The sequence below is a fragment of the Paludisphaera sp. genome, assembly GCF_037189885.1.
Lineage (GTDB): Bacteria > Planctomycetota > Planctomycetia > Isosphaerales > Isosphaeraceae > Paludisphaera.
The window spans coordinates 1-15,762 of the sequence record NZ_JBBCIR010000003.1; the positions used below are offsets into that span (position 1 = coordinate 1).

Consider the following 15,762-nt stretch of genomic DNA (forward strand, 5'->3'; position numbering starts at 1 on the left):
GCGGCGCCCGCCCCGGCGCCGAGACGGGGGCGCCCGTCGGCGGCGCGGGGGCCGGGACGGGGGCCCTGGCGAGGGCGGCGTCGAAATCGCGGGTGCCGGAGCCGGCGTCCTTGCTGAAGACGGCGAAGTACCAGCCCGTCGAGTCGGTCGAGCCTTCCGGGTAGGCCCTGGCGTAGCCGTCGGCGTACTCCGTCGCGCCGTCGACCACCTCCCGCATCGCCTTGGCGGGGGGGGAGCCCGGCGGGGCGTCCAGGCGGCCTTGCGCGTCCCTCGCGGCGCGGACGGTCTCCTGGAAGGCCTGGCGGAACGGATCCGCGAACTTGGCGTAGAGCTGGCTCACCTGCTCGCGGGTCGGCGCCGGGGTCGATCGGCCTCGGGCCAGGATCGACTCGGCTTCGAACTTGAGCATCTCCAGCTCCATGGCGGCCTCCATCCCGGCCCCGAACTCCGGCGACCCGAGCTTGTCCAGCGCGGCGGCCATCCGACGCTGATGCCGGATGGCCGTGTCGACCAGGTCTTCGTAGACCCCGATGGGCACCCGCTCCGTGGCCGAGAGCGAGGCGTCCATCGCCGCTAATTGGCCACGCCCGCTGAAGCTCAGGGTGCCGGTGAGGAAGAAGTACGCCACCGCAAGCGAGGCCAGCACGGTCAGCCCCCAGGCCGCCTGGCCGCCGGTGCTCTCGCCGCGGAAGGCCGAGCGGTTGCCCCGCGAGAAGCTGACGATCGCCCCGACGACGCTCACGAGCGACAGCGCCGCCGCCAGCAGGCAGAGGCCCAGCATCCCCGTCTGGAGGTACGGGCCGATCTCCCCCTCCTGATGCGCCCGCCGCGCGTATTTCATCACCCGGCCGAGGAACAGCACCAGCACCATCAGGCCGATGGCACCCTGCCGGATCGGGAGCCCCCAGGGGCCCTCGTCCGCGCCTCGCTTCTTCTTTTTCTTCCTCGCCCCCCCGCCCGGCTTCCCCATCCCGCCGCGAGGCAACGCCGCGGCCTCCTCGGCGTCGGCGAGCATGTCCCGCCGGGCGGGCATCGGGGCCGGCTCGTCGGCCAGGCCGTATGGGTCGCTCACGTCGTGGGCCGGCATGGGGGCCGGGTCGGGCGCGGGTCGAGGCCTCGCGGCGGGCCTGGCCTTCGGGGCCGGGGCCGGCGCCGGCGCGACGGGCTTCGTGGCCGTCGCTCCCGGGATTTGCATCGTCGTCCCGCAGTCCTTGCAGCGGCCTTTGCGGCCGGCCAGGGTCTCGTCGACGGAATAGGACTTCGCGCAGAAGGGGCAGGAGAAATGGATCTTCATGGCCGTGCTCGCCCGGACGCCCCTCGCCGATCCGTGCCCCAGACCCGACGCGCGACGATCCAGACATCTTGTATCGGCCGATCCACCCGATTTCAATGGATGGATTTGTTTTCTCCCTCGCGGACGCTCGGCGCGCGAAAAGGCCCCCGGCGGGGAGGACGCCGGGGGCCGGTGCTGGCCGGGATGGGAGGCGCGGCGAGTTACAGCGAGTCGGCGCTGATGACCTCGCCGCCGGCGCGGGACCAGAGGCCCCACCAGGTGGGCCGGGCGACCGAGTCCTTGACGAAGCGGACGGAGCCGTCGACCAGCAGGACATTCACGCCGCCGGGGTGCCGGCTCCGCGCCGCGGTCGCCTTCGACGACGCCGAGACGAGGTCCGGGGAGGGGAAGTTGGGGGTGAACCGGCCGTTCATCAGCGGCCCGTCGGGGACGGCGCTGCGGAGCCAGTTGTTCAGGCGCGCGCCGTCCCACGCCGTGAAGACGCCGGCCGCCGCCGTGTAGCCCCCCACGTCGACCGCGTCGACCACCGTCACCGACCACGAGGAAAGCTTGGCGCGGTAGACCTTGGGGTCCTGCATCGGCGTGGCCGACGTGGACGTCGACGCCGCGCCGGGGCCGATCAGCGACTCCGTGAACGCGACCGTGTTGCTCGTCCCGTCGGTGATCGAGGAGAGCCTCACCAGCCCCCCCACCCAGGCGAGCCCGTTCGAGGCCGTGCCGTTCCCGGGGTGGAACGCGCCGTCCAGGCCGTTGCCCTGGTTCATCGCGTAATTGGTCGAGGCGAACGGCAGCGTCGAGCCGGTCGGCGACGTGTAGTTATGGACCGCCGGCGTGGAGTCGCTGGGGCAGAGGTAGGCGGCGACGGCGGTCCTTGCCGCGGTGTGGAGCGCCTCCGGCAGCGCCGTGGTGCCGGGGTGGCCCATGTACACGTCGAAGTTCATCGCCGAGTAGAACGCCCCCTGCTCCACGAACGGCAGCAGGCGCGCGTGCGGCGAATGGTCCTGGGGATAGCTGGGGCCCGTGTAGCCCGCGATCGGCAGCGTCTCGGAGTAGACCGACATGTAGTTGTGCAGCGCCAGGCCGATCTGCTTCAGGTTGTTGGTGCACTGGGCTCGCCTCGCGGCCTCGCGGGCCGCCTGGACGGCGGGGAGCAGCAGCGCGATCAGCACCGCGATGATCGCGATGACGACCAACAACTCGATCAGCGTGAAGGCTCGTCGGGGGGTTCTGGTCATGGTGGGGCGTTCGGTGGGGGGGGCGGCGGCCCCCGCCTCCCCGCGGCCCGCGCGGGGTGACTATCGGAGCCGCCTGGAGATTTGCAATTGAGACTCGGTCTCATTGCGTTGGGGCGAGCATAAAGAACCTCGGCCATGATGTCAATGTCGTCGTCAATTTCCCCGGCGGGCCTCCGGGGGTCGCGACAGACCCGTCGGCCGGGGAAATGAGGTTGGCCGATCGGGGGGTAATCGCTAAAGTCCGGCATGACCCGGGCCGACAGGAGGTCGGCGAGGGGCCCTTCACCCATGCGAACGCTCCCAATGACTCGCGCGGCCCTCGGATGGATCGGGACGATGAGGGTATACGCCATGAGGGACGCCCGCGCGAGGGCCCGGGACGGTCGCGGGGTGCTCGCCGCCCTGCTTCTCGGCGGCTATTGCCTCTGCGGCTGGGGCTGCCACCACCACCATTACTATTACGGCGCGTCGGCGGCGGGGCCCTGCCCCCCGGCGGTCGGGCTCGGCACGGTCATCTCCAGCAACGTGGTCGACGGCCCCGTCTGCGAGGTGCCCACCGAGGTCGAGGGCGCCATCGCCGGCTCGCATTCCACGATCGTCGACGACGGCCGCGGCAAGGCGAGGGTCCTCGTCAGCAAGCCCGACCGCCGCTCCTCCCGCCTCGGCTGGCGCAGCTCCAACCCCGAGGACGTCCCCGCCTTCACCCAGATCGACGGCGCGGTCCGGTCGACCGTCAAATAGCCCGCGATCCCTTCAGGCCTTGCCTCGTCCGCGAGGATTGTCCATTTTTCCTGCAGGGATCCGCCTCTCGCCGCCCGGAGTTGCTACAATGAGATGGACGTGATGGACATCTCGACATGATCCGGGTGGTGCCATGGGCGTGCGACGTTGCTGGGGAGAGACGCGGGCGCTGGTGACGGGGGCGTCGTCCGGCCTGGGCCGGGCGATCGCCGAGGATCTCGTCCGCCGCGGGGCGCGAGTCATCCTGACGGGCCGATCGCTCGCGAGGCTGGAGGAGACGGCGTCCGGCCTCGTCCGCGCGGGGGCCGACCCCGACCGCGTGATCGTCGTCCCGGCCGACCTGACCGCTCAGGCGGACAGGGACCGACTCTTCGAAGTGGTCAAGGATCGCTTCGGCGCGATCGACCTGCTCGTCAACAACGCGGGCGTCGGGGCCACCGGGCAGTTCGACACCCACGAGGCCTGGGTGCTCCGGCGCGTCTTCGAGATCAACTTCTTCGCGATGGCCGAGGTCAGCCGCGCCGCCCTCCCGCTGCTGAGCGAGGGGGTCGCCCCGACCATGCTAGTGATGGGCTCCATCAACGCCCGCCGCGGCCTCCCCGGCCGGGTGGAGTACAGCGCCAGCAAGTTCGCGGTGTCCGGCTTCGTGGAGTCGCTGCGGATCGAGTGGCGGCGCTACGGGATCCACATCCTCCAGGTGAACCCCGGCTTCTCCGCGACCCCGTTCGACGAGAACGCCGTCGCGAAGACCGCCCGCGTCTCCGTCGCCTCCTGGCGCACGGCCTCGCCCGAGTCCGTCGCAACGGCCGCCCTCCGCGCCGTCGAGAAGCAGAAGCGCGAGATCACCCTGACCCCCAAGGGCCGGCTCCTCGTCCTGGCCAACCGCTTCCTCCCCCGCTTCGTCGACTGGGGCCTCTCCCGCTGGATCCTCCGCCACTTCCCCGACTCCCCGGTGCTGCGCAAGCGCAAGCCGCGCCGGCAGGTCGGCCGGGTGTCCTGAGAGAACCCGTATCGATGCCGCGGGGATCGAAACCTCATCCGTCCCCTCTCCCCCCCGGGAGAGGGCAGCCGCGCCAGCGGCGGGTGAGGGCCGACGCGGCGCGGGGTCGCCGTCGGCCGCGCGGATCATAGACCGCCGCTATATCTACCGATCCGACGACCCTCACCCGGCCCTCCGGGCCACCCTCTCCCGGGGGGAGAGGGGGCGCGCTTCACGCTCATCGGGCGGTCACGAGGCCGAGACTTCAAGCCAGCTCCGTGTCGGCCGGGTGGACCCACGGCGCGCGGTAGGGGGCGCGGAGGAGCTTGGTGGCCTCGTCGTCGCCGGCGATGATCCGCTTCGCCGGGTCGTAGGCCACGGGGCGGCTCAGTTGCATGGCGATGTTCGCCAGCAGGCACGACGCGGTCGAGATGTGCCCTTCCTCGATGTCGGCGACCGGGCGGCCGCGGCTGGCGATCGCGTCGAGGAAGTTCCGCATGTGCAGCCGGGTGGCCGGGGCGGCGTTCAGCTCGATGTCGGGCTCGTTGACGTCCTCGGGGTACTGCTCGCGCTCGAAGACGCAGTCGAAGTGGATCGGCTTCCCCTCGCCCTGGGGGATGAAGTCGGCGCGCATGGTGCTGGCCTTCAGCGTCCCCTTCTCGCCGTAAATGAACAGGGCCCACGGATAGTCCGGGTCGGGCGCGGTCCCCCAGGTGCGGTGCTGCCAGACGACGTCGTACTCGGGGTATTCGAACGTCGCGACCTGGGTGTCGGAGATGTTCGACTTGCCCCCCTTCTGCACGATGATGCCGCCGCTGGAGGTCACCTGCTCCGGCCAGCCGAGCCCGAGCATCCAGCGCGCGGTGTCGAGCATATGCACGCACATGTCGCCGGTGATGCCCGACCCGTACTCCATGAACGTGCGCCACCAGCGAAGGTGCGGGAGGCCGTCGTAGGGGCGGAGGGGCGCCGGGCCGGACCAAAGGTCATAGTCGAGGAAGTCGGGCGGGGTCGTGACCGGCGGGTCGTCGTTGTGCCGCATGTGGTAATAGCAGCAGACCTCGACGTGGCCGATCTTGCCGAGCAGCCCGGCCTCGACGACCTCCTTCTTGGCCCGGATCAGGTGCGGCGTGCTCTTGCGCTGGGTGCCGACCTGCACGACGCGGCCGTGCTTGCGGGCGGCGGCGACCATCGCCTCGCCTTCCAGCACGTCGTGGCTGATGGGCTTCTGGACGTAGACGTCCGCGCCGGCCTCGACGGCGGCGATCATCGCCAGGGCGTGCCAGTGGTCGGGCGTGGCCACCAGGACGATGTCCAGATCCTTGTCCTTGAGCATCTCCCGATAGTCGCGGAAGGTCCGGGGCTTGTTGCCGGACTTCTGCCGCGCGGCGACCATCTCCGCGGCGAGCGCCGTGTGCTTGTCGTCCGGGTCGCAGACCGAGACGACCTCGACGGGGGCGACCTGGATCAGCCGGAACAGGTCGGACTTGCCGTACCAGCCGCAGCCGATCAGCCCCACGCGGTAGGTCTTCTCGTCGGCCGCCGCGTGGACGTATCCCCCGAGCATCGAAGCCGTCAGCCCCGCGGCGCCGAGCTTCAGCGCGTCGCGTCGATTGGTCATGATTCGCACTCCGTCATATCAATCAGAGAGGATGGCCGTCGCGGTCCCGCCGACGGCGGAGATCCCGAGGATCGCACACCGGCGCCCCGCGTTCAACCGACCCGCCCGGCCCCCACCTCCCCCGTCCGGGAAAAGAAAACCAGGAAACCTGGAATCCCGCCCCCCTCCCCGCGGACCATGTTGGAGATCGTTGATCGTGTTCTTTGACATCCCGGGATCGGTTGAAGGGGCGGAAACAAGCCCCCGAGGCGAAGGAGATATGCGCCGACCGTGACGCGGTCACAAACCCCGGCGGGGGAAGGAGGCCCGGAGGGCCGGACGGCGGCGAAGCCAAGCGAGACGGCCGGCGGGAGCTCGAACCGGTCGGCCGGGCCTTCAATGGTCCCAATGGCCGTCGCGCGTGCGCCCCTTATCTGACGGCTTCGCGGTCTGTCCGCCGCGAGGGCATGGGCATGGTCACAACTTTTTGGCGCGGCATTTGGGCAAGATAGGGCGAGTATCTCTGTCCCCTCTCCCGTCGGGAGAGGGCGGCCCGGAGGGCCGGGTGAGGGTCGTCGGTCGGTGGAGATAGCGGCGGTTCATGGCATCCCTCCCCGACGGAGCACCCGAAATCCGCCGACCCTACACCGGGGGGAGAGGAGACGAACATGCCCCCTGAGCCCACCGGATTCGCAATCCGTTTTCGACGAACGAAGCCAACTTGATCGCGACGCAATTCCTTGGCGTAAAATATATTGCGGTGGATTATCCGGCTTGCCGCGATGACGAACGAAGCCAACTCCGCCGGGCCTCGTTCGAGGCGGTCTTACACCCGTTCGGCCGGCTCGGCGCGGCGGGCGGCGACGCGGTTGGCGGCGTCCTCGCCGGACTTGACGCACATCGGGACGCCCACGCCGGCCAACCAGTTGCCCGCGACCTCCAGGCCGGGGATCGCCGCGATGCGATCCGTGATCGTGGCGATCCGGTCCAGGTGGCCGACCTCGTATTGCGGCATCGCCCCGCGCCAGCGCGAGACCACCGCCAGGTCGGGTTCGCCGCGGGTGCCCAGCAGCGAGGCCAGCTCGGACGACGCGATCCGGACCAGCTCGGCGTCGTCGGCGTCGACCAGCTCGGGACGCTTCGCCCCCCCCATGAAGACCCGGATCAGGGCCGAGCCCTCCGGGGCGCGGCCGGCGAACTTCACGCTGGAGAAGCTGCCGGAGAGGATATCCCGGCGCTCCACGAACGGGACCACGAACCCGAAGCCGTCGAGCGGGTGGGCGATCCGGTCGCGACGGTACCCCAGCGAGACGATCGCGCTCGACGTGGACGGGATCCCGCCGATCAGCCCGGCGGCCTCGGAGTCGATGTCGCGGAGCAGCCCGGCGGCGGCCTTCGGCGGCGTCGCGATCACGACGGAGCGGGCGGCCATCGGCTCGCCGTTCACGATCAGCCGCCAGCCCTCGCCGTCGCGTTCCAGCCGCTCGACCTTGGCGTCGGCCCGGACCGGGACGCGGCCGGCCAGGGCGTCCACCAGCTCCGAGGTACCGCCCTCCAGCCCGACGAACAGTCCGTAGCGCGCCCCGGAGCCTTCGTTCTTCGCCCCGTCGGCCTTCGCGGCGGCCCGCATCGCCTTGATGAGGCTGCCGTGTTGCTGCTCCATGTCCAGGAAGCGCGGCATGGTCGCCTTGACGCTCAGGCGTTCGGGGTCGCCGGTGTACATGCCGCCGACGAGCGGCTGGATCAGCCGGTTGTAGGTCTCCCGGCCGAACCGGCGGCGGGCGAACGAGGCGAGCGATTCGTCGGCGCCGCTCCCGCGCGGGAGGACCCGCTCCATCGCCAGGCGGAGCTTGCCGAAGACGCTGAGGATCCGCGTCGCGACCATCGGCCCGACTTTCGAGGGCGCCATGATCACCAGGCCGTCGGGGATCGGCTCCAGCCTCCCCCGGCGGACGACGAACGAGCGGCGATGGTTCGGGTCCGTGGAGATCAGGCGGTCGCCCAGGCCCAGGCGGCGGCAGAGGTCGATCGCGTAGGGGACGTTGGTGATGAAGCTGTCGGCGCTCTGCTCGACGAGGAAGCCGTCGCGGCGGATCGTCCCCAGCACGCCGCCGGCGCGGGGGCCGGCCTCGAGGACCACGGTCGACAGCCCCAGCGCGACCTCGCGGAGCCGATTGGCCGCGGCCAGCCCGGAGATCCCGCCGCCGATGATCGCCACGTCCACGCCCGCGCCGCCCGTCTCGTCCCGCATCGTCGCCTCGTCGCCAGGGCCTCGCGGGGCGGGCGCTTCCTTGAGCGGCGGGCCTCGTTCGGCTATCATCGGATCGGAGACTTCCATTCTATCGAGGTCCGAGCCGGGCGTCAGCGATGAGGTCCCGGCCCACCGCCATGAGCCACCCCCACGCAGCCGACCCGCCCCCGCGGACGTCCGGCGGCGCACGGCCCGACTGGACCCGCCGCCGGAACTTCGACCGGTCCCCGCTCCTGGTCTTCTACGAGATCACCAAGGCTTGCGACCTGGTCTGCCTCCACTGCCGCGCCTGCGCCCAGGCCAAGGCCGACCCGGACGAGATGACGACGGCCGACTCGATGACGTTCATCGACCAGCTCGCCCGCTTCCCCGAGCCGCCGCTGCTGATCTTCACCGGCGGCGACCCCCTGAAGCGAGCCGACCTGTTCGACCTGATCCGCCACGCGGGGTCGGCCGGCATCCAGACAGCCATCACCCCCTCCCCCACGCCGCTCGTCACGGCCGAGGCGATCCGCGAGTTGAAGGAGGCGGGCATCAGCCGGATGGCCGTCTCGATCGACGGCGCCGACGCCGAGACCCACGACAAGCTCCGCGGCGTCGCCGGCTCGTTCGCCATGACCCACCGGATCATGGACGACGCCCGCGCCGCCGGCCTCCCGATCCAGGTCAACACCACGCTGACCCCGGACACCTACGGCCAGCTCGAAGCCATCGCCGACATGCTGGAGCCGCACGGGATCGCGCTGTGGTCGCTGTTCCTGATCATCCCAGTCGGCCGGGCCTCCGAGAAGATGCGGCTCGACGGCGAGCGCTACGAGAAGGCGTTCGAGCGCCTGTGGGACATCTCGCGCGAACACTCGTTCATGGTCAAGACGACGGAGGGTATGCACTACCGTCGATACGTCCTCCAGAAGCGGAAGGAGTCCGGCAAGGCGGAGCCGATGAAGATGTCGGCGCGGGGCTGGGAGGGCGGCCTCCCCGGCGTCAACGACGGCCGGGGCATCCTGTTCGTCAGCCACGCCGGCCTGATCCACCCCAGCGGCTTCCTGCCGCTGACCTGCGGCATGGTGCCGTTCAACGACGTGGTCGACGTCTACCAGAACTCGCCGATCTTCCGCCGCCTCCGCGACGCCGACTCGTTCAGCGGCAAGTGCGGCGTCTGCGAATACCGCCACGTCTGCGGCGGCAGCCGCGCCCGCACGTTCGCCGTCACCGGCGACCCCTTCGCCTCCGAGCCCGACTGCGTCCACATCCCCCGCGCCTGGGACGAGGCGCACGGCGCCCCGGCGGGGGTGGAATAAGGCGGCATTGCTGCTTCATCGGGGTCCGGAAGCGAGCGGACGCCCCCCCTTCTCCCCTCGTGGGAGAAGGTGGCCGAAGGCCGGATGAGGGGGCAACCGGCGACGCGCCCGCCGTCCAGCGAGGGATCCCGATCCGACGCTCTCGGGTCGCGCGCCCCTCATCCGCCCCTCCGGGGCACCTTCTCCCACGAGGGGAGAAGGGATGAAGATGAGATGACCCGCCCGGCTTGATCGCCACGGCTCACATCGTCCGGTCGACCGCCTCGGCGACGCGGCGGCACTGGGCCATGAGCTGGCCGAAGGCCTCGGGGGTGATGGTCTGGGCGCCGTCGCTGGCGGCTTTCCTGGGATCCTCGTGGACCTCGATGATGAGGCCGTCGGCCCCGGCGGCGACGGAGGCCCTGGACATGGAGGCGACCAGGCTGGACTTGCCCGTGCCGTGCGACGGGTCGACGACCACGGGGAGGTGGGACTTCTCGTTCAGGTAGGCGACGGTCGCCAGCGGCAGCGTGAACCGGGTGTGGTCCTCGAACGTCCGGATGCCCCGCTCGCAGAGCATGACGTTGGGGTTGCCGCGGTCGAGGATGTACTCGGCGGCCAGGAGGAACTCCTCGACGGTCGAGCTCATCCCGCGCTTGAGGAGCGTCGGCTTGCCGGAGTCGCCGACGGCCTGGAGGAGCTGATAGTTCTGCATGTTGCGGGCGCCGATCTGGAGGACGTCGGCGTACCGGGCGACCATCGGGACGTGCTCGGGCGCCATGACCTCGGTGACGATCGCCAGGCCGGTCTCCTCGCGGGCGACGGCCAGCATCTTCAGGCCGTTCTCCTTGTGCCCCTGGAAGCTGTACGGGCTGGTGCGCGGCTTGAACGCCCCGCCGCGGAGCCCCGTCGCCCCCAGCTCCTTCAGCTTCCTCGCGATCGAGACGATCTGCTCCTCGCTCTCGACCGAACACGGCCCGGCGATGGCCGCGACCTTCGTGCCGCCGACCTCCAGCCCGAGCGCCCTGACGACCGTGCGGTCCTTCTTGACCTCCGACGACGCCCGCTTGTACGGGGCCATGATCGGCAGGACCTTCTCCACCCCCCCGCCGACCTCGAGCGTCTCGGCCATGCCGGGCCGCTCCTGCCCGAGCGCCGCGACGACCGTCTGATGTTCGCCCTTGATGACCTGCGGGGTCAGCCCCAACTCGGCGATCTGCTGCGTCATGGCCTCGATCTGCGCCCCGCTCGCGTCCGGCTTCATCACGACGATCACGGTCGACGCCCCTTCTCTGGTTGTCGGGCGGCCGTCGGATCCGACCCCCCCGCGAACGTCGCGGGGTCGGGTTTTCGGAAGCTCGGCTCGCTCGCTAGGTCTGGAAACGAAAAAGGCCCCGGTCCTGATATCAGGTCCCGGGGCCTTGGGTATCTGCTTGTATGGGGGGATCCTAGCGGGAACCTCCGCACACAGCCCGGCGACCTGATTCGACGTTGGTAAAGTACCAACGCCGCCAGCCCAGATAGGAGCCAGTAAAGTAGGTCGCGGTCAGGCCGAGCGTCACGCGAAAGGATCCCTGAATCTCGATCGATCGTATGGAAGAAAGCGAATTCGACCGGGCCCGGGTGTAGACCGAGCCCGGCCGAATCTAGCCTATGATAGGCTTTCAGATATGCGGCTTGCCCGACGGGCAACCCGTCGGCTGCCGTTAGGCGAGCCGCCTCTGGTTGTCACTACACACGCGATCACCTCCTTTTCGTTCTAGCCTCCCCGGGCCCGCGGGAGTCCAGCCTCTTCGCGGGAGCGGGCTCTAGTCCGTCGCGCCACGGTCGCGCGATCCGAGAGCGTCGAGGGGCGCGTGTCGCCGTTCTCGACAAGATCACTGTATCCCCGAGAGTCGCCCGGATCAACAGGGGAGGCCAAAATCGAGCGGGACGATCGGCGTCCACGCGGCCGGGGCCACCGCGTCCGAGCGGTCGGGTTCATCCTCGGCCCCTGCCGCCCTCCTGCCTCGGCTCCCCAAGGACCGCGATGATCCGGCGGGCCAGATGCTCCTTGATCTCTCGATGCCGGGGCACCGGCTGGGAAACCCCGGTCACTGGGTTGCGATACCAGTCGTGGGCACCACCATGGCGAATGAGGACGCAGCCAAGCCCTTCGATGGCCCGGATCAGATCCACCCTCTTCATGGCATGACCAGCTCGCCGACCCGCCGTACTCCCGGGATCTCGCCGCTCGTGAGGTCTCGGTAGAGATCGATCAGATGCCCCTTCAGGTCCTCGAGCGATTCCCCCTGGGTCCAGTAGTCGGGGAATTCGATGAGGTAGCCGAGGAAGGCGTCGCCGTCTTCCCAGTACACGAATTTCAGCGTCCGCATCGTGACCTCCTGAATGAGCGAAGGAGTCCACCCGTCTCGATCTTATCGGCATGAGACGCGTGGGTCGATGGGGGCCGGCGCGTCCTGGATCGACCCCGCGGGTTGCCCCGGGGTGGGCGGGCTGGCAAGATGACGGGTTATCGACTTCGCCCCGCCGCGTCCGCGCGAGCCCACCACACTGCCCCCGCGACGAGACGATCTCATGACAACGCTTCGCATGTTCATCGGCCTGTCCATCCTCCTCGTCCCGGCCGCTTCCGCCTACGAGGACCAGGCGCGCGAGTCTCGCCCCAACCTGGAGATTCGGGGGATCTACGGCGGCGTGCCGACCCGAATCTTCGAGGGGGGCGAGACGCTGGAAGACTACGGGATCAACGCCGTCTGGATCGGGTCGGGCGGGGCGACGTCCGAAGTGGTGTCGGGCCTGAAGGCGAAGGCGCCGGGCGTGAGGGTCTTCGCCGAATTCAACACCATGCACGACGCGGAGTACCTTACCGACCACCCCGACGCCGCCCCCGTCGGCACGGACGGCGAGCGAAGCCCCGCCCCCGACGGCTGGCAGGGGATCTGCCCCACGCACGAGGGGCATCGTCGCGACCGCATGGCCGCGTTCCGAAAGACTCTGGCCGACGCGCCGATCGACGGCATCTGGCTCGACTATCACCACGCCCACGCGAGTTGGGAGCAGGCCGAGCCCAACCTGCCCGACACCTGCTTCTGCGACCGCTGCCTCAAGGCCTTCTCCAAGGCGACCGGCACGCCGCTCGGCGACGGGCCGACCGCCGCGATCTCCGCCAGGCTGCTGGGCGAGCATCGCCGCGCGTGGGTCGACTGGCGCTGCGGCGTCTTCACGGACTGGGTCCGCGAGTTCCGCGCGATCGTCGACGAGGTCCGGCCCGACGCCCTGCTCGGCACGTTCCACTGCCCCTGGACCGTCGAGGAGCGCGACGGCGCCCTGCGCGACAAGCTGGCCATCGACCTGAAGGCGCAAGCGGAGTATGTCGACGTCTTCAGCATCATGCCCTACCACGCCCGCTTCGGCCACGCCGACGACCCGGCGTGGATCTCGCGCCAGACGGCCTGGCTCGGCGAGCACCTGGGGATTCGCGGCGAGCCGGGCGAACGCCACAAGATCTGGCCCATCGTCCAGGTCGCCGACTGGGGCGAGAAGGTCCGCCCCGAGGACGTCGGCGCGATCGTCGACCACGGCACCCGCGCCCCGTCGACCGGCGTCATGATCTTCCACTGGTCGGGCGTCGGCGGCGACCCCGCGAAGCTCCGGGAGATCGGCAAGGCGTACCGGGGCTACCGTTGAGGGATCGACGCATGACGGACAGACGCGGCGGGCTTCGGCTGTGTGTCCTGCTGGCCACGGTGCTCATGACGGCAGCGCCAGCCGTCGCGGTGGATCGGCCGAACATCCTGCTGATCCTGGCGGACGACCTGGGGTATTCGGATCTCGGCTGCTTCGGCGGCGAGATCCGGACGCCGAACCTCGACGCCCTCGCGGCCGAAGGGCTGCGGTTCACTCGTTTCTACAACGGTTCGCGGTGCTGCCCGACGCGGGCGTCGCTCCTCACCGGACTGTACGCTCACCAGGCGGGCGTCGGCGACATGACGGCCGACGAGGGGCCGGATCGCCCCGGCTATCGCGGCCATCTCGTCCAGGCCACGGCGACCATCCCGGAGGTCCTGCGCGGGGCCGGTTATCGCACGCTGATGGTCGGCAAGTGGCACCTGGGCTCGAACCCGGGGCCGATCCGGCGCGGGTTCGACGACTTCTACGGCATGATCGGCGGGTTCAACTCCTTCTGGCGGGAAGACCCGTTCTACACCCGCCTCCCCGCCAGCCGGCCGAGGCGGGAGTACCCGCCGGGCGGCTTCTACGCGACGGACGCCTTCGCCGACTACGCGATCGAATTCCTGGACGAAGCCCGCCGAGAACCCGACCGGCCCTGGTTCCTCTACCTCGCCTTCAACGCCCCCCACTTCCCTCTCCACGCCCCGAGGGAGGACGTCGATCGCTACGCCGATGTCTACGCGAAGGGCTGGGACGCGATCCGCGAGGAGCGCTTGGCCCGCATGAAGGCCATGGGGATTGTCCCGGCTTCGACGCCGCTGACGCCGCGCTCGGACTGGGTCCACCCGTTCCACCACAAGGAGGGAGTGAACCCCGCCTGGAGCGACCTCCCCGCCGACCGCCGCGCCGACCTCGCGCGACGGATGGCGATCTACGCCGCGATGGTCGACCGAATGGACGCGGCGATTGGCAGGGTCATGGGAGAGCTGAAGCGGACGGGGCGGCTCGACGACACCCTGATCCTGTTCCTCTCCGACAACGGCGCCTGCGCGGAGTGGGACCCCTGGGGCTTCGACGTAGCGACCGGGCCGAAGACCACCAACATCCTCCACGCCGGGAATGACCTGGACAGTATGGGCGGCCCCGACACCTACATCAGCTATGGTTCCGCCTGGGCGGGCGCCAGCAATACGCCGTGGCGGCTGTACAAGCACCACGCCCATGAAGGGGGCATCAGCACGCCGTTGATCGCCCGCTGGCCGCGGGGCTTCGCGCGGAAGGGCGAGTTGGAGGGGCAGGTCGGCCACATCATCGACGTGATGGCCACCTGCGTCGATGTCTCCGGGGCTCGCTACCCGGCCGGCGAGCGCGGGATCCCTCCGATGGAGGGGATCAGCCTGGTCCCCGCCCTCCGGGGCGAGCCCGACGCGCCTCGGCTCCTGTTCTGGGAACACGAGGGGAATCGCGCCGTCCGCGACGGACTCTGGAAGCTGGTCGCCCGGAGCGATGGGCCGTGGGAGTTGTACGACATGGACGTCGACCGGGCCGAGATACATGACCTCGCCGCGACCCATGCCGACGATGTCGCCAGGCTCGCCCGCGCGTGGGACGATTGGGCCGCCCGCTGCCACGTCGTCCGGGATTTGCCCTGAGGCTTTCGGGACCGGTTCGAAAAACAAGAAGCTCCCACCCCGCCGGGGCCGAATCCGGCGAGGGGGAGACTTCCCGAGGATGATCGGCTTGTTCGATTCAAGAAGCTCCACCCCCGCCGGGGCCGAATCCGACGGGGGGGAGACTTCCCGAGGATGACTCGTCGAGCGGTCAAACGTGGGCCTTGACGCGCTCCATGTGGGCCTGGACCTGGAGGGCCATGGCGTCGGCGTGGGTGACGAACGCGATGTGGCCGGCGCCCTCGATCGCCTCGAAGCGGGCCCCGGAGATCTCCTGGGCCAGCCGCCTCTGCCGCGAGGCCGGGATGATCGCGTCCTTCGCCCCGGCGAGGACCAGCGTCGGGACGTCGAGCCGCCAGAGGCGATCCGTGACGTCGAACTGTTCAAGCTGCGCCAGTCGGTGGGCCATCACCGTCTGCGGCGTCCGCCAGATCCGATCCACGACCACGTCGTGGGCCGGGCCGGGCTCGGGCTTGCGGGCGTACAGCAGGTTCAGGAACTGGTTGATGAACGGGCTGTCCGGCGGCAGGGCATACCGTTCCAGGACGTGGCGGACGATCGCCGAGGCCGTCGTCGCCTTGAACCTGGGCTCCATGCCGTGCACGACCAGCGTGTCGAGGATGTGGGGATGCTCGACCGCCAACTCCAGGGCGATCGCCCCGCCGAACGAAACGCCGAGGACCGAGGGCCGCTCCAGGCCCAACCGCTCGATCAGAGCGGCCAGGTCGGCGGCGTGCTGGCCGATCTCGACATAGGGAGTACGAGTCGCCCCGAGCGGACCGGCCCCATGGGTCCGGTCGCCGCGGAGATTGTAGGAGATTACCTGGAACCGCCGCGCCAGGGCGTTCAGCAATGGGGTCGTCAGACGCCACCCGCCCGCCAGGCCGGGGACCACGACGAGCGGGTCACCCTTCCCCATGCGGACGACGTCGAAGTCCTCGCCCTCGACGGTCACGCGATGCGATGCCCTCGCCCCGGCGTCCGGGACGAGCACCGCGTCATGACCTCGCCATTTCCTGGAAAGCCGCATCCTACCC

The 15,762-nt window shown here is 70.1% G+C and carries 12 protein-coding genes; 5 read left to right on the forward strand and 7 right to left on the reverse strand.

Translation table 11 applies throughout. The annotated features are described in order from the left end of the window. Both WG209_RS00480 and WG209_RS00485 read right to left on the reverse strand, forming a co-directional pair. A partial coding sequence (locus WG209_RS00480) for a hypothetical protein (RefSeq protein WP_337173018.1) occupies window positions 1–1,294 on the reverse strand: 1,294 nt, incomplete at its 3' end. Window positions 1,295–1,494: 200 nt separating this feature from the next. Next, complete coding sequence (locus WG209_RS00485) at window positions 1,495–2,529, reverse strand: DUF1559 domain-containing protein (RefSeq protein ID WP_337173019.1); 1,035 nt, start codon at window positions 2,527–2,529, stop codon at window positions 1,495–1,497. Window positions 2,530–2,865: 336 nt separating this feature from the next. Between WG209_RS00485 and WG209_RS00490 the strand changes: the two genes are divergently transcribed. After that, the gene (locus WG209_RS00490) at window positions 2,866–3,270 is read left to right on the forward strand and encodes a hypothetical protein (RefSeq protein ID WP_337173020.1); all 405 of its coding nucleotides are present in this window, start codon (window positions 2,866–2,868) and stop codon (window positions 3,268–3,270) included. A 133-nt stretch (window positions 3,271–3,403) separates the two neighbouring features. Further along, window positions 3,404–4,270, forward strand: a complete 867-nt coding sequence (locus WG209_RS00495; protein ID WP_337173021.1) for an SDR family NAD(P)-dependent oxidoreductase — start codon at window positions 3,404–3,406, stop codon at window positions 4,268–4,270. Window positions 4,271–4,514: 244 nt separating this feature from the next. Here the strand turns inward: WG209_RS00495 and WG209_RS00500 are convergent, their stop codons facing one another. Then, on the reverse strand, window positions 4,515–5,870 hold the full coding sequence (locus WG209_RS00500) for a Gfo/Idh/MocA family oxidoreductase (RefSeq protein ID WP_337173022.1): 1,356 nt from the start codon (window positions 5,868–5,870) through the stop codon (window positions 4,515–4,517). A gap of 805 nt (window positions 5,871–6,675) precedes the next feature. Further along, window positions 6,676–8,100, reverse strand: a complete 1,425-nt coding sequence (hemG, locus tag WG209_RS00505) for a protoporphyrinogen oxidase (RefSeq protein ID WP_337173023.1) — start codon at window positions 8,098–8,100, stop codon at window positions 6,676–6,678. Between the two features lie 137 nt (window positions 8,101–8,237). Between hemG and WG209_RS00510 the strand changes: the two genes are divergently transcribed. After that, window positions 8,238–9,401, forward strand: a complete 1,164-nt coding sequence (locus tag WG209_RS00510) for a TIGR04053 family radical SAM/SPASM domain-containing protein (protein ID WP_337173024.1) — start codon at window positions 8,238–8,240, stop codon at window positions 9,399–9,401. A gap of 241 nt (window positions 9,402–9,642) precedes the next feature. On the opposite strand, the gene aroF is transcribed toward WG209_RS00510, so the two are convergent. After that, window positions 9,643–10,656 (reverse strand): 3-deoxy-7-phosphoheptulonate synthase, encoded by a 1,014-nt coding sequence (aroF, locus tag WG209_RS00515; RefSeq protein ID WP_337173025.1) that lies wholly within the window; start codon window positions 10,654–10,656, stop codon window positions 9,643–9,645. A 907-nt stretch (window positions 10,657–11,563) separates the two neighbouring features. Next, window positions 11,564–11,755 (reverse strand): hypothetical protein, encoded by a 192-nt coding sequence (locus WG209_RS00520; protein WP_337173026.1) that lies wholly within the window; start codon window positions 11,753–11,755, stop codon window positions 11,564–11,566. A 202-nt stretch (window positions 11,756–11,957) separates the two neighbouring features. Between WG209_RS00520 and WG209_RS00525 the strand changes: the two genes are divergently transcribed. Together WG209_RS00525 and WG209_RS00530 are read left to right on the forward strand one after the other, a co-directional pair. After that, window positions 11,958–13,070 (forward strand): hypothetical protein, encoded by a 1,113-nt coding sequence (locus WG209_RS00525; protein ID WP_337173027.1) that lies wholly within the window; start codon window positions 11,958–11,960, stop codon window positions 13,068–13,070. 11 nt (window positions 13,071–13,081) lie between these two features. Further along, window positions 13,082–14,707: an arylsulfatase gene (locus tag WG209_RS00530; protein ID WP_337173028.1), complete on the forward strand. Its 1,626-nt coding sequence runs from the start codon at window positions 13,082–13,084 to the stop codon at window positions 14,705–14,707. Between the two features lie 169 nt (window positions 14,708–14,876). On the opposite strand, the gene WG209_RS00535 is transcribed toward WG209_RS00530, so the two are convergent. Continuing rightward, entirely contained in the window at window positions 14,877–15,719 is an 843-nt protein-coding gene (locus tag WG209_RS00535; RefSeq protein ID WP_337173029.1) for an alpha/beta fold hydrolase, read from the reverse strand. Window positions 15,720–15,762 lie beyond the last annotated feature (43 nt).

Excerpts from the sequence above, each read along its gene's own strand:
- WG209_RS00525 (WP_337173027.1), top strand. The coding sequence starts at position 11,958 with ATGACAACGCTTCGCATGTTCATCGGCCTGTCCATCCTCCTCGTCCCG.
- WG209_RS00520 (WP_337173026.1), bottom strand. The coding sequence starts at position 11,755 with ATGCGGACGCTGAAATTCGTGTACTGGGAAGACGGCGACGCCTTCCTC.
- hemG (WP_337173023.1), bottom strand. The coding sequence starts at position 8,100 with ATGCGGGACGAGACGGGCGGCGCGGGCGTGGACGTGGCGATCATCGGC.
- WG209_RS00490 (WP_337173020.1), top strand. The coding sequence starts at position 2,866 with ATGAGGGTATACGCCATGAGGGACGCCCGCGCGAGGGCCCGGGACGGT.
- WG209_RS00495 (WP_337173021.1), top strand. The coding sequence starts at position 3,404 with ATGGGCGTGCGACGTTGCTGGGGAGAGACGCGGGCGCTGGTGACGGGG.
- WG209_RS00500 (WP_337173022.1), bottom strand. The coding sequence starts at position 5,870 with ATGACCAATCGACGCGACGCGCTGAAGCTCGGCGCCGCGGGGCTGACG.
- WG209_RS00485 (WP_337173019.1), bottom strand. The coding sequence starts at position 2,529 with ATGACCAGAACCCCCCGACGAGCCTTCACGCTGATCGAGTTGTTGGTC.
- WG209_RS00530 (WP_337173028.1), top strand. The coding sequence starts at position 13,082 with ATGACGGACAGACGCGGCGGGCTTCGGCTGTGTGTCCTGCTGGCCACG.
- WG209_RS00510 (WP_337173024.1), top strand. The coding sequence starts at position 8,238 with ATGAGCCACCCCCACGCAGCCGACCCGCCCCCGCGGACGTCCGGCGGC.